The 13327-nt window shown below is 71.6% G+C and carries 11 protein-coding genes; 3 read left to right on the top strand and 8 right to left on the bottom strand.

The annotated features are described in order from the left end of the window. Positions 1–19: 19 nt before the first annotated feature. The 5 genes from AC0ZLC_RS10345 to hrcA all read right to left on the bottom strand — a co-directional run bounded on the left by AC0ZLC_RS10345 (position 20) and on the right by hrcA (position 4962). Positions 20–577, bottom strand: coding sequence for a hypothetical protein (locus AC0ZLC_RS10345; protein WP_476751610.1), 558 nt, complete (start codon positions 575–577; stop codon positions 20–22). A gap of 98 nt (positions 578–675) precedes the next feature. Continuing rightward, positions 676–1425, bottom strand: a complete 750-nt coding sequence (locus AC0ZLC_RS10340; protein WP_476751609.1) for a 16S rRNA (uracil(1498)-N(3))-methyltransferase — start codon at positions 1423–1425, stop codon at positions 676–678. Beyond that, complete coding sequence (locus AC0ZLC_RS10335; RefSeq protein ID WP_476751608.1) at positions 1422–2504, bottom strand: nitronate monooxygenase; 1083 nt, start codon at positions 2502–2504, stop codon at positions 1422–1424. Before AC0ZLC_RS10335 ends, AC0ZLC_RS10340 begins: the two co-directional genes overlap by 4 nt. Positions 2505–2808: 304 nt before the next feature. Next, positions 2809–3945, bottom strand: coding sequence for a molecular chaperone DnaJ (gene dnaJ, locus AC0ZLC_RS10330; RefSeq protein ID WP_358855901.1), 1137 nt, complete (start codon positions 3943–3945; stop codon positions 2809–2811). After that, positions 3946–4962: a heat-inducible transcriptional repressor HrcA gene (hrcA, locus tag AC0ZLC_RS10325; RefSeq protein WP_476751607.1), complete on the bottom strand. Its 1017-nt coding sequence runs from the start codon at positions 4960–4962 to the stop codon at positions 3946–3948. Positions 4963–5166: 204 nt separating this feature from the next. Between hrcA and AC0ZLC_RS10320 the strand changes: the two genes are divergently transcribed. Further along, positions 5167–5901 (top strand): MBL fold metallo-hydrolase, encoded by a 735-nt coding sequence (locus AC0ZLC_RS10320; protein WP_476751606.1) that lies wholly within the window; start codon positions 5167–5169, stop codon positions 5899–5901. A 46-nt stretch (positions 5902–5947) separates the two neighbouring features. Then, positions 5948–6751, top strand: coding sequence for a DUF3097 domain-containing protein (locus AC0ZLC_RS10315; protein WP_476751605.1), 804 nt, complete (start codon positions 5948–5950; stop codon positions 6749–6751). Between the two features lie 247 nt (positions 6752–6998). Here the strand turns inward: AC0ZLC_RS10315 and hemW are convergent, their stop codons facing one another. The 3 genes from hemW to lepA all read right to left on the bottom strand — a co-directional run bounded on the left by hemW (position 6999) and on the right by lepA (position 12490). Beyond that, on the bottom strand, positions 6999–8231 hold the full coding sequence (gene hemW / locus AC0ZLC_RS10310) for a radical SAM family heme chaperone HemW (protein ID WP_476751604.1): 1233 nt from the start codon (positions 8229–8231) through the stop codon (positions 6999–7001). 80 nt (positions 8232–8311) lie between these two features. Then, complete coding sequence (locus AC0ZLC_RS10305) at positions 8312–10198, bottom strand: AMP-dependent synthetase/ligase (RefSeq protein WP_476751603.1); 1887 nt, start codon at positions 10196–10198, stop codon at positions 8312–8314. 423 nt (positions 10199–10621) lie between these two features. Next, on the bottom strand, positions 10622–12490 hold the full coding sequence (gene lepA / locus AC0ZLC_RS10300; protein WP_476751602.1) for a translation elongation factor 4: 1869 nt from the start codon (positions 12488–12490) through the stop codon (positions 10622–10624). A gap of 307 nt (positions 12491–12797) precedes the next feature. On the opposite strand from lepA, the gene rpsT reads away from it, so the two are divergent. After that, a complete protein-coding gene (rpsT, locus tag AC0ZLC_RS10295; RefSeq protein ID WP_121403109.1) occupies positions 12798–13064 on the top strand; it encodes a 30S ribosomal protein S20 in 267 nt (88 codons plus the stop codon). The last annotated feature ends 263 nt before the right edge of the window (positions 13065–13327 follow it).

Below are 13327 nucleotides of genomic sequence, written 5' to 3'. Positions count from 1 at the left end.
CGTCCCGTCCACGCGCGGCTCACTTGCCCTGGACGGGCCGGCAGGACGGGTAGTTCTCGCACCAGATGGTCTGGGTCTCGGTGACGGTCACGGTGGATCCGGGCCGCTGGGGGTCGTAGGAGACGGGCGGGGTGCCGGCGGCGTCGCAGTTGCCCAGCACGCTGACGTGGAAGCGCTGTTTGCCGCCGACCTTGGCGGTGAGGTCGCCTCGTACGCACTTGCCGTCGATCGCGCGGGTGACCTTGCCGGTGATGGTGATGTCCTGCCCGCTGCGGGTCTCCCCCTGGCAGTCGACGTCGGCCACGGTGCGCACGGTCGGCGAGGGCGACTTGCCGGGCGTGAAGGCCTTGTTGCCGTCGCCGTAGTTGCCGGTGCAGCTCAGCCACTGCACGTCGACGCCCCGGCGCTCCAGTTCCCTGGTGCCTGCCTGGTCGGTCGTGTACGCGGCCGACGCGGCGCTCAGCCCGTCACCCGGTTCGCACGCGGCCACCCCGAACACCGCGACCGCGCCGAGCCCGGCCGCGCCGAACACCCGCCTGCGGGCCGCCCCTTGCCTTGAAAGCCTCATAACGCCCATGCACGGCAGCGTGCCACCGTCCCGGGCCCGGCGGTAGACCGCATGCGGCCAGTTGCCGTGTCAGCCGCGCGGCAGGAGCCGCTGTGGACCCGGTGCGGTCAGGACCAGCGGCCGGTGCGGCCCAGCAGCAGGGCGGTCGCCGCGGTCCCGGCGGTGGAGGTGCGCAGCACGCTGCGCCCCAGCCGGTACGCCTTCGCGCCCGCCTCGGAGAACAGCGTCAACTCCTCCGGGGAGACGCCGCCTTCGGGGCCGACGACCAGCACGATCTCGCCGGAGGCGGGGAGTTCGGCGGTCGCCAGCGGCTCGCTGCCGTACTCGCGGTCCTCGTGCAGCACCGCCGCGAGTTCCGCCGTGGCGAGAAGCGCGCCGACCTGCTTGGTCGTCATGGCGTCCGTGACCTCCGGGAAGCGCACGCGGCGGGACTGCTTGCCGGCCTCCCGGGCGGTGGCCCGCCACTTGGCGAGCGCCTTCAGCCCCCGGTCGCCCTTCCACTGCGTGATGCAGCGGGAGGCGGCCCACGGGACCACGCGGTCCACGCCGGTCTCGGTCATGGTCTCGACGGCCAGTTCACCGCGGTCGCCCTTGGGGAGGGCCTGCACGACGGTGATGCGCGGGGACTCCTCGGGCTCCTCGGCGACCGCGTCCATGTGGACGATCAGCCGGTCCTTGCCCTCGGTGTCCGTCACGACGCACTGCGCCCAGCGGCCCGCCCCGTCCGTGAGGACGACGTCCTCACCGGCCCGCAGCCGCTTCACGGAGACCGCGTGCCGTCCTTCGGGACCGTCGAGCACATAGCGTCCGCCCCGGCCGGCGGCGAGGTCCTCGGCCACGAACACCGGCGCGGTCATCGGTCCGCGCCGCCGGGGAACGACGACAACGCTGTCTTCGCGGCGTCGAGTTCGGCGGCCAGCACCTCCACCAGCTGCGCGGCGGGCAGTTCGCGTGCCATGCGGTGGCCCTGGCCCGCCCACAGCGCCATGCCCTGGGGGTCGCCCGCCTTGGCCGCCGCCTTGCGCAGCGGGGAGGTGAGGTGGTGGACCTCGGGGTAGGCGGCGGGGGCGTACGGGCCGTGTTCGCGCATGAAGCGGTTGACCAGACCGCGGGCCGGCCGCCCGGAGAACGCCCGCGTCAGCTCGGTGCGGACGAACAGGGGATTGGTCAGCGCCTGCTTGTGCACGGGCGCGGCACCGGACTCCGGGGTGGCGACGAACGCCGTGCCGAGCTGGGCCGCGTTCGCGCCCTCGGCTAGCACCGCGGCGATCTGCGCGCCGCGCATGATGCCGCCGGCCGCCACGATCGGCAGACTGACGCTCTCCCGGACCTGGGCGACCAGCGAGAGCAGTCCGATGCCGGCGGCGTCCGCCTCCGGGGCGTCCCGGTGGGTGCCCTGGTGGCCGCCCGCCTCGACGCCCTGCACGATCACGACGTCGGCGCCGGCCCGCTGCACGGCCTGCGCCTCCTCGGCCGTGGTCGCCGTGACCATGGTCATGGTGCCGACGCGGGCGAAGGAGGCGAGCACCTCGGGCGTGGGGCAGCCGAAGTGGAAGGAGACCACCGGCACGGGATTGTCGAGGAGGACGGCGAGCTTGGTGTCGTAACCGTCGTCGCGGCCGCTGTCGGGGTCGCCGAGCTCGGTGTCGTACCAGCCGGCCTCACCCGCGAGCTGGTGGGCGTAGACGTCGACGGCGGCCGGGTCCGCGTGCTCCTGCTGCGGCATGAAGAGGTTCACGCCGAAGGGGCGGCCGGTGAGGCCGCGCAGCTGCTTGATCTCCTGGTACATGCCGTCGGCCGTCTTGTATCCGGCGGCGAGGAAGCCGAGCCCCCCGGCCTCGGACACGGCGGCGGCCAGCTGCGGTACGGAGACGCCGCCCGCCATGGGGGCCTGCACGATCGGACACCGAAAGAGATCGGTCAGCGCGGAGGACATGACGGCATGGTGTCACGTCCCTTGGACAAGTCCGAATCCGGCGGCCACCCGGCACAGGCCACCGGAATGTGCCTCTCCGGGGGCTTCACATCCACTCCGGGGGCTTCACATCCAGGGGGGCGTCCCGCCGCGTCGGTCTCCGGCGCGCCCAGCGCGGGGTGTCCCGCCGTGCGGTAGGTCTCCGGTGAGCGGCGGGCCGTCCCCTCGCGCGTGTCCCGCCGGGGCGCGGGCGGGGGCCGGACCCGTGGGATCCGGCCCCCGACGGGCCGTGCGGGCAGGCCCCGAGGGCCTGCCCGAAGCGCCGTCAGCGGCCGTTGAACGCGTCCTTCAGCCGCGAGAACAGTCCCTGCTGGCCCGGCTGGAACTGCCCCGTGGGCCGCTCCTCGCCGCGCAGCTTCGCCAGTTCCCGCAGCAGGCGCTCCTGCTCCGCGTCCAGCTTCGACGGGGTCATGACCTCGACGTGGACGATCAAATCGCCCCGGCCGCCGCCGCGCAGATGCGTGACGCCCCGGGCGTGCAGCGGGATCGACTGACCGGACTGGGTGCCCGGGCGGATGTCGACCTCCTCCAGCCCGTCCAGGGTCTCCAGCGGCACCTTCGTGCCGAGGGACGCCGCCGTCATCGGGAGGGTGACCGTGCAGTGCAGGTCGTCGCCCCGGCGCTGGAACTGCGCGTGCGGCAGCTCGTGGATCTCCACGTACAGGTCACCGGCGGGGCCGCCGCCGGGGCCGACCTCGCCCTCGCCCGCGAGCTGGATCCGCGTGCCGTTGTCGACACCGGCCGGGATCTTCACGGTCAGGGTCCGGCGCGAGCGCACCCGCCCGTCGCCCGCGCACTCCGGGCACGGCGTCGGCACCACCGTGCCGAAGCCCTGGCACTGGGGGCAGGGGCGGGACGTCATGACCTGGCCCAGGAAGGACCGCGTGACCTGGGACACCTCGCCGCGACCGCGGCACATGTCACAGGTCTGCGCGGAGGTCCCGGGGGCCGCGCCCTCGCCGCTACACGTGGTGCACACCACGGCCGTGTCGACCTGGATGTCCTTGGTCGTGCCGAAGGCCGCCTCGTCGAGGTCGATCTCCAGCCGGATCATGGCGTCCTGGCCCCGGCGCGTACGCGACCGCGGGCCGCGCTGCGACGCCGTGCCGAAGAACGCGTCCATGATGTCCGAGAAGTTCCCGAAGCCGCCGGCGCCGAAGCCGCCCGCGCCCGCGCCGCCGCTCTGCGAGAGCGGGTCGCCGCCGAGGTCGTAGACCTGCTTCTTCTGCGGGTCCGACAACACCTCGTAGGCGGCGTTGATCTCCTTGAAGCGCTCCTGCGTCTTCGGATCGGGATTGACGTCCGGATGCAGCTCGCGGGCGAGCCTCCGGAACGCCTTCTTGATCTCGTCCTGGGAAGCGTCGCGGCGCACGCCGAGTACGGCGTAGTAGTCCGTGGCCACTTACGACTCCGCCAGGATCTGTCCGACGTACCGTGCCACTGCGCGTACCGCTCCCATCGTTCCCGGGTAATCCATGCGGGTCGGTCCGACCACGCCGAGTTTTGCGACTGCCTCGCCGCCCGAACCGTAGCCGACCGAGACCACGGACGTGGAGTTGAGTCCCTCGTGGACGTTCTCGCGACCGATCCGTACGGTCATGCCCGAATCCGTCGACTCCCCCAGCAGCTTGAGAAGCACGACCTGCTCCTCGAGGGCTTCGAGGACCGGCCGGATCGTGAGGGGGAAATCATGTCCGAAACGGGTGAGATTGGCGGTGCCGCCGATCATCAACCGCTCCTCGTTCTCCTCGACGAGCGCCTCCAGCAGCGTGGAGAGCACCGTCGAGACCGTACCGCGGTCCTCGGTCTCGAAGGCCTCCGCCAGATCCTGCACCAACTGCGGGACATCCGCGAAACGGCGGCCCGCGACCCGGCTGTTGAGCCGGGCCCGCAGATCCGCCAGGGACGTCTCGCCGAAGGGCGCCGGACAGTCGATCATGCGCTGCTCGACCCGGCCGGTGTCCGTGATGAGCACCAGCATCACGCGGGCCGGGGCCAGCGAGAGCAGTTCCACGTGCCGCACCGTCGAGCGCGTGAGCGAGGGGTACTGGACGACGGCGACCTGCCGGGTGAGCTGCGCGAGCAGCCGCACCGTGCGCCCCACGACGTCGTCGAGGTCGACGGCGCCGTCGAGGAAGTTCTGGATGGCGCGGCGCTCGGGCGCGGTCATCGGCTTGACGCCGGCGAGCTTGTCGACGAAGAGGCGGTAGCCCTTGTCCGTGGGGATGCGCCCGGCGCTGGTGTGCGGCTGGGCGATGTACCCCTCGTCCTCCAGGGCTGCCATGTCGTTGCGGACGGTGGCCGGGGAGACCCCCAGCCGGTGGCGCTCGGTCAGCGCCTTGGAGCCGACCGGCTCCTCCGTCCCGACGTAGTCCTGGACGATGGCGCGCAGTACCTCGAGCCTGCGTTCACTCAGCATCGCGCACACCTCCAGATGTCGGCACCGTGGTCGTCGCGGCCTTCTTCCTGGCACTCAGCGCGTGCGAGTGCCAGCGTTCCCCGGCTCAGTGTACGGCGGGGAGGTACGACCCCGGCAAGGGCGGGCCCCTGACGCCCTCGCCTCGGGGTGGGACGTGTCCCGCCATGTCGCGCCGTCGTACCCCGTTGCCGCTAGCGTCGCCGTGTGAAGGTGACTTGGGAAGAGGCGGGGTGGGAGCAGCTCGCCCCGCGGGTCGGACGGTGCCGCCTGCCGGGCTGGGACTGCACCACGGGGCTCGTGGTCGGCGAGGGCGCCGCGCTCCTGATCGACGCGGGGTCGAGCCTGGCGGAGGGCGCGCGGCTGCGGGCCGAGGCCGAGCGGCTCCTCGGCAGCCGGCTGCGTGTGACACACCTCGCACTCACCCATCCCCACTTCGACCACGTCTTCGGCGCCGCCGCCTTCTCCGGGGTGGAGGTGTTCGGCGCGGTGGGCCTGGACACGGTCCTCGACCACGGCCGCGAGGAACTGCGCGCGGACGCCGTGCGCAACGGTCTGGACCCGCGCGAGGCGGCCGAGGCGGCGGACCTGCTCATCCGCCCCCGCCACCTCGTGTCCGGCGAGTGGACCCTCGGGCTGGGCGGCGGGGCGCAGGTCCTGCTGGCGAACGTGGGTCCCGGCCACACCGGGCACGACCTGGCGGTGCTCGTACCGGGAGCGGGCGGCCCGGAGGTCGTCTTCTGCGGCGACCTGGTGGAGGAGTCGGGTGAGCCCCAGGCCGGCCCGGACGCCGTTCCGTCCCACTGGCCGGCGGCCCTGGACCGGCTGCTGGACCTCGGGGGCGAGGACGCCGTGTACGTGCCGGGGCACGGGGGCGCGGTCGACGCGGCGTTCGTCCGGGCCCAGCGGGACGCGCTGGCCGCCCGCTTCGGCGTGTCGTAGGCGCGGGCGGGGGCTCCGGCGCTCGACTTCTCCTATCGTCATCCGAATGCGCCAGTACTCTCCGGACCTGACCCCGCCGTGGAAGAAGCCCAAGCCCGTGCCCGAGGTCCCGGCCGACCCCGGTCTGGTGGTGGAGGAGCCCGGCACCGGTTTCTGCGGTGCCGTGATCCGCTGCGAGGCGGGCACGGTGACGCTGGAGGACCGCTTCGGCAAGCACCGGGTGTTCCCGCTGGAGCCGCGGGGCTTCCTCCTGGAGGGCAGGGTGGTCACCCTGGTCCGTCCGGCCGCCGGACCGGCCCGCCCCAGCCGCACCGCCTCCGGTTCGGTCGCCGTGCCCGGCGCCCGCGCCCGCGTGGCCCGGGCCGGCCGCATCTACGTCGAGGGCCGGCACGACGCCGAGCTCGTGGAGCGGGTGTGGGGCGACGACCTGCGCATCGAGGGCGTCGTCGTCGAGTACCTGGAGGGCGTCGACGACCTGCCGTCCGTCGTCGAGGAGTTCGGTCCCGGACCGGACGCCCGGCTCGGCGTCCTCGTCGACCACCTGGTCCCCGGCTCGAAGGAGTTCCGGATCGCGGAGGCGGTCACCAGCGAGCACGCCCTCGTGGTGGGCCATCCGTACATCGACATCTGGGAGGCCGTGAAGCCGTCCTCGGTCGGCATCCCCGCGTGGCCCCGGGTCCCGCGCGGCCAGGACTGGAAGACCGGCGTCTGCCGCGCCCTGGGCTGGCCGGAGAACACCGGCGCGGCCTGGCAGCACATCCTGTCCCGCGTCCGCTCCTACAAGGACCTGGAGCCGGAACTCCTCGGCCGCGTGGAAGAACTCATCGACTTCGTCACGGCCCCGGAGTAGCCACCGCAGCGGCCGACGAGGCGAGCGCGAAGCGCGACACGGCGGGCCGGGACAGCGCCCGCAGGCCCGGGGGGCTGAGCTGGTGATTTCAGCCCGTCCGGCGCTTGAGGACGAGCGCGAAGCGCGACACCGCGGGCCGGGACAGCGCCCGCAGGCCCGGGAGGCTGGGCTGGTGATTTCAGCCCGTCCGGCGTTTGAGGACGAGGCCGTCAGGCCGGTACGGGGGCCCGGGGGCAGCGCCCCCGGGTCAGTCCACCAGGTCGCGGACCACCGCGTCCGCGAGCAACCGCCCCCGCAGGGTGAGCACGGCCCGCCCGCCCCCGTAAGGCCCGCTCTCGAGCAGCCCGCCCGCCAGAGCGCGCCGAGCCGCGGCCAGCCCGTCCGGCCGCAGCAGCGCCAGCGGACAGCCCTCCCGCAGCCGCAGCTCCAGCAGGATCCGCTCGACCCGGCGGTCCTCCGCGGAGAGCAGCTCACGCCCCGCCCCGGGCGACCTCCCCGCGGCCAGCGCCCCGGCGTACGCGCCGGGATGCTTCACGTTCCACCAGCGCACCCCGCCCACATGGCTGTGGGCCCCGGGCCCCGCGCCCCACCAGTCGGCGCCGCGCCAGTACAGCTCGTTGTGCAGGCAGCGCCCCGCGTCGGACGTAGCCCAGTTCGAGACCTCGTACCAGTCGAAACCGGCCGCCGAGAGCACCTCGTCGGCGATGAGGTACCGGTCCGCGTGGACATCGTCGTCGGTCATGGGGACCTCGCCGCGACGGATGCGGCGGGCCAGCTGGGTGCCCTCCTCGACGATCAGCGCGTACGCCGAGACATGGTCGGGTCCCGCACCGAGGGCCGCGTCGAGCGAGGCCCGCCAGTCGTCGTCGGTCTCCCCGGGGGTGCCGTAGATCAGGTCGAGGTTCACGTGGTCGAAGCCCGCCGCGCGCGCCTCGGCGACGCAGGCCTCGGGCCGGCCGGGCGTGTGGGTGCGGTCGAGCACCTTCAGGACGTGCTGCCGGGCGCTCTGCATGCCGAAGGAGATCCGGTTGAAGCCGCCGGCGCGCAGGGTGGCGAGGTAGGCGGGGTCGACCGACTCCGGGTTCGCCTCCGTGCTGATCTCCGCGTCGTCCGCGAGCCCGAACTCGTCGCGGATCGCGCCCAGCATCCGTACCAGATCGTCGGCGGCCAGCAGCGTGGGCGTCCCGCCGCCGACGAAGACCGTGCGGACGGGGCGCGGGTCGTCGCCGAGCACCTTGCGCGCCAGCCGGACCTCGTCGGTCAGGGTCGACGCGTAGTTGTCGCGGGAGGCGAGCACGCCGCCGCTGCCCCGCAGCTCGGTGGCCGTGTAGGTGTTGAAGTCGCAGTAGCCGCAGCGGGTCGCGCAGTACGGGACGTGGAGGTAGAACCCGAGAGCGCGCTCGGCGGCCCCGGCGAGGGCGTGCGCGGGCAGCGCCCCGTCGTCGGGGACGGGCTCACCGTCGGGGAGTGCGGAAGGCATGCCCTCCATTGTCCAGCACGCCGGCCGCGCCCCGTCCGCGCGAGCGGGCCCGGACGTCTCCGGACCCGCCACACCGGGTGCTACGCCTCGCGCGAGCCCGCGTACATCTCGTCGATGAGGTGCTTGTACTCCCGCTCGACGACCGGACGCTTCAGCTTCAGGCTCGGGGTGATCTCCCCGTGCTCGACGTCCAGGTCGCGCGGCAGCAGCCGGAACTTCTTGATGGTCTGCCAGCGCTGGAGACCGTCGTTGAGCTCCTTCACGTAGCCCTCGACCATCCCGACCGTCACCGGGGCCGCGACGACCTCGGCGTACGACTTGCCCGCCAGCCCGTTCTCCTTCGCCCAGTCCAGGATCGACGGCTCGTCGAGGGCGATGAGCGCGGTGCAGAAGTTCCGGTCGGCTCCGTGCACGAGGATGTTGGAGACGTACGGACACACGGCCTTGAACTGGCCCTCGACCTCGGCGGGCGCGATGTACTTGCCGCCGGACGTCTTGATGAGGTCCTTCTTGCGGTCGGTGATCCGCAGGTACCCGTCCGGGGACAGCTCGCCGATGTCGCCGGTGTGGAACCAGCCGTCGGACTCCAGTACCTCGGCGGTCTTCTCGGGCAGCCGGTGGTAGCCCTCCATGATGCCGGGGCCGCGCAGCAGGATCTCGCCGTCGTCCGCGATGCGCACCTCGGTGCCGGGCAGCGGCTTGCCGACGGTGCCGGTGCGGTAGGCCTCACCGGGGTTGACGAAGGAGGCCGCCGAGGACTCGGTGAGGCCGTAGCCCTCCAGGATGTGGATGCCGGCGCCGGCGAAGAAGTAGCCGATCTCCGGGGCGAGCGCGGCGCTGCCGGAGACGCAGGCGCGCAGGTTGCCGCCGAAGGCGTCGCGGATCTTGGCGAAGACGAGCCTGTCGGCGACCTTGTGCTTGGCGCCCAGAGCCAGCGGGACGGAGGCGACACCGGTGCGCCGGAAGTTGTCCTGGCTGACCTTCGCGTACTCGCGGGCGACCTCGGCCGCCCACTGGAAGATCTTGTACTTGGCGCCGCCCCCGGCCCGTGCCTTGGCCGCGACCCCGTTGTAGACCTTCTCGAAGATGCGCGGCACGGCCGCCATGTACGTCGGCCGTACCACCGGAAGATTCTCGATGATCTTGTCCACCCGGCCGTCGACGGCGGTGACGTGACCGGCCTCGATCTGGCCGGAGGTGAGCACCTTGCCGAAGACGTGCGCGAGCGGCAGCCACAGGTACTGCACGTCTTCGCTGCTGATCAGCCCGGTGGCGACGGTCGCCTTGGCCATGTACGACCAGTTGTCGTGCGGCAGCCGGACGCCCTTGGGCCGGCCGGTGGTACCCGAGGTGTAGATCAGCGTGGCGAGCTGGCCGGGGGTGATCGCACCGACCTTCTTCGTGATCAGGTCGGGGTTCTTCTCCAGGTACGCGGCGCCGCGCGTCTCCAGCTCGGCGAGGGACAGCACCCAGTCGCCCTCGTCCTCGGGGGTGTCCACACCGGTGGGGTCGATCACCACGACATGGGCCAGCTCGGGCAGCTCGGCCCGCTTGGCGCGCGCCTTGGCGACCTGCGCGGCGTCCTCCGCGATCAGGACCCTGCTCTCCGAGTCGGAGAGGATGAACGCGGACTCCTCCGCGTTCGTCTGCGGATACACGGTCGTCGTGGCCGCGCCGGCGCACATGATGCCGAGGTCGGCGAGGATCCACTCGACCCGGGTCGAGGAGGCGAGCGCGACGCGCTGCTCCGGCTGCACCCCCAGCTCGATCAGGCCGGCCGCGATGGCGTAGACCCGCTCGGCCGCCTGCGCCCAGCTCAGCGACCTCCACTCCTCCGGGCCCCCGCCCGCGGCCGTTGGTACGGGGTAGCGGTAGGCCTCGGCGTCGGGCGTGGCCGCCACGCGCTCCAGGAAGACGGCCGCCACGGAGGGCGGACGGTTCTCGATCAGGGTCTGTGTGTCGCTCACGACATCCTCCGGGGCCCGCGACAGTGCGTGCGACTGGCTCGGTCGACTGCTGTGCGGCTGGCTGGTTGCGGCTGTGTTGTCGTCACTCACGGCGCCTTGTTAACTCGCGAGTAACTACCGAGCAGAGATCAGAGTAAGGCCCGACCGGCCGGTACGTAAGGGGCAGCGGCCTGTCACTTCCTACAGAGAGCAACCGGCCGCACGCGCAAGGGGGCCCGCCGCGCACGCGCGGAACAGGCCCCCTGCACCCGGTCCGTTTCCGGGTTTTGTCCCTGTATGAACAGCTGCTTCTCGGCCGTACGGGCTACTTCTCGCCGCCACCCTGACGAGCCAAATCCTGCCGTTGCCCGGGCGGGACACTCACCGTCATCGCCCGGACGGGCCGCTTCCTGCCATTGCCGGGGCGGCCGTTGCCGGGGCGTGCTACTTCTTGCCCTTGCCCGAGCCGGCGTTCTCGTCACTGGACAGCACGGCGATGAAGGCCTCCTGCGGAACCTCCACGGATCCCACCATCTTCATCCGCTTCTTGCCCTCCTTCTGCTTCTCCAGCAGCTTCCGCTTCCGGGAGATGTCACCGCCGTAGCACTTCGCGAGGACGTCCTTGCGGATGGCGCGGATGGTCTCGCGGGCGATGACCCGCGAACCGATGGCGGCCTGGACGGGGATCTCGAAGGCCTGGCGCGGGATCAGCTCGCGCAGCTTGGCGACGAGCCGTACTCCGTACGCGTAGGCCGCGTCCCGGTGCGTGACGGCGGAGAAGGCGTCGACGCGGTCGCCGTGGAGCAGGATGTCGACCTTCACCAGCTGGGCGTCCTGCTCGCCGGTGGGCTCGTAGTCCAGGGACGCGTAGCCGCGGGTCTTGGACTTCAGGTTGTCGAAGAAGTCGAAGACGATCTCGGCGAGGGGAAGCGTGTAGCGGATCTCGACGCGGTCCTCGGAGAGGTAGTCCATCCCGAGAAGGGTGCCGCGACGGGTCTGGCAGAGCTCCATGATCGAGCCGATGAACTCACTGGGAGCGAGGATCGTGGCCCGGACGACCGGCTCGAAGACCTTGTCGATCTTGCCCTCGGGGAACTCGCTCGGGTTGGTGACCGTGTGCTCCTTCCCGTCCTCCATGATCACGCGGTAGACCACGTTGGGCGCGGTGGCGATGAGTTCGAGGTTGAACTCGCGCTCCAGGCGCTCACGGATCACGTCGAGGTGCAGCAGGCCGAGGAAGCCGACGCGGAAGCCGAAGCCGAGGGCCGCGGAGGTCTCGGGCTCGTAGACCAGGGCCGCGTCGTTGAGCTGGAGCTTGTCCAGCGCCTCGCGGAGGTCGGGGTAGTCCGAGCCGTCCAGGGGATAGAGGCCGGAGAAGACCATCGGCTTGGGGTCCTTGTACCCGCCGAGGGCTTCGGTGGCGCCCTTCTCCTTGCTGGTGATCGTGTCACCGACCTTGGACTGACGGACGTCCTTCACGCCGGTGATGATGTAGCCCACCTCGCCGACGCCGATGCCGTCGGCCGGGGTCATCTCGGGCGACGAGACGCCGATCTCCAGCAGCTCGTGCGTGGCGCCGGTCGACATCATCCTGATGCGCTCGCGCTTGTTGAGCTGGCCGTCGATGACACGGACGTACGTGACCACGCCACGGTAGGAGTCATAGACCGAGTCGAAGATCATCGCGCGGGCGGGCGCGTCCGCGACGCCGACCGGCGCCGGGACGTCACGGACCACCCGGTCCAGCAGCGCATCCACGCCGACGCCGGTCTTCGCCGAGACCTTCAGCACGTCCTCGGGCTGGCAGCCGATGAGATTGGCCAGCTCCTCGGAGAACTTCTCGGGCTGGGCGGCCGGCAGGTCGATCTTGTTCAGTACCGGGACGATGGTGAGGTCGTTCTCCATCGCCAGGTAGAGGTTGGCGAGGGTCTGCGCCTCGATGCCCTGGGCCGCGTCGACCAGGAGGACCGTGCCCTCACAGGCGGCTAGGGACCGCGAGACCTCATACGTGAAGTCGACGTGCCCGGGGGTGTCGATCATGTTGAGGATGTGGGTCCTGCCCGGGTCCTCGGTGGGCGCCCAGGGCAGCCGGACCGCCTGGGACTTGATCGTGATGCCGCGCTCGCGCTCGATGTCCATCCGGTCGAGGTACTGAGCACGCATCTGACGCTGCTCGACCACCCCGGTCAGCTGGAGCATCCGGTCGGCGAGCGTGGACTTGCCGTGGTCGATGTGCGCGATGATGCAGAAGTTGCGGATCAGAGCCGGGGCGGTACGGCTCGGCTCGGGCACATGGTTAGGGGTCGCGGGCACGCAGGGTCCTGTCTCTTGAGGCGCCTGTCGCCTCGGGTCGGATCGATACGTAGGCTCCATGGTCCCACGGGCGGGGAGCTGCGACCGGTTTGGGCCGCTCCCGGGGCTACTGGTAGCCTGGGTGGCTGTGTCTCATGCCCTCTCTGCACGAGGCACAGACGGCTCCTCCGGTTCACCGGTGGGGTATCGGCTTCGCCGGGCGACCGGCGGGGCAGCAGCTCTGCCGGTTCACCGGTGGGCTACTCGAAGATCAATCACCGGCGCGTGAGGCCTGCCCTCGCGCGCCTGAACCTGAAAAGGCTCATTCGTGGCGAACATCAAGTCCCAGATCAAGCGGATCAAGACCAACGAGAAGGCTCGGCTGCGCAACAAGGCCGTCAAGTCCTCCCTGAAGACCGCGATCCGCAAGGCCCGCGAGGCCGCTGCCGCGGGTGACGTCGAGAAGGCCACCGAGTACACGCGCGACGCGTCGCGCGCGCTCGACAAGGCCGTCTCGAAGGGCGTCATCCACAAGAACCAGGCCGCCAACAAGAAGTCGGCGCTTGCTTCCAAGGTCGCTTCCCTCAAGGGCTGAGTCGGCTGAGCCCTTGAGGGCTCATCCCCTGACTTGACCGTCGGCTGGACCCGAGCGGGCCCTCTCTCTCCGCTCCCAACCCGACACCCCCGGACCCACGCGCGACCTGCGTTCGCCACGCGGGCGTGGATCCACAGAGCTTGCCTCGAAGGCCCCGGTCACCTCTCCTTCCCCAGGAGGGGAGACCGGGGCCTTCGGTTGTGTCGCGGGGGGTGCGCCGGAGTCTTGGGGTGCGGGAGGCTGGGGGGGGCTGAGGGCTGGGG

Source organism: Streptomyces sp. GLSS-08, assembly GCF_056387915.1.
Note: the sequence above shows the minus strand (reverse complement) of the source record. Positions and strands in the feature narration are given on the sequence as shown.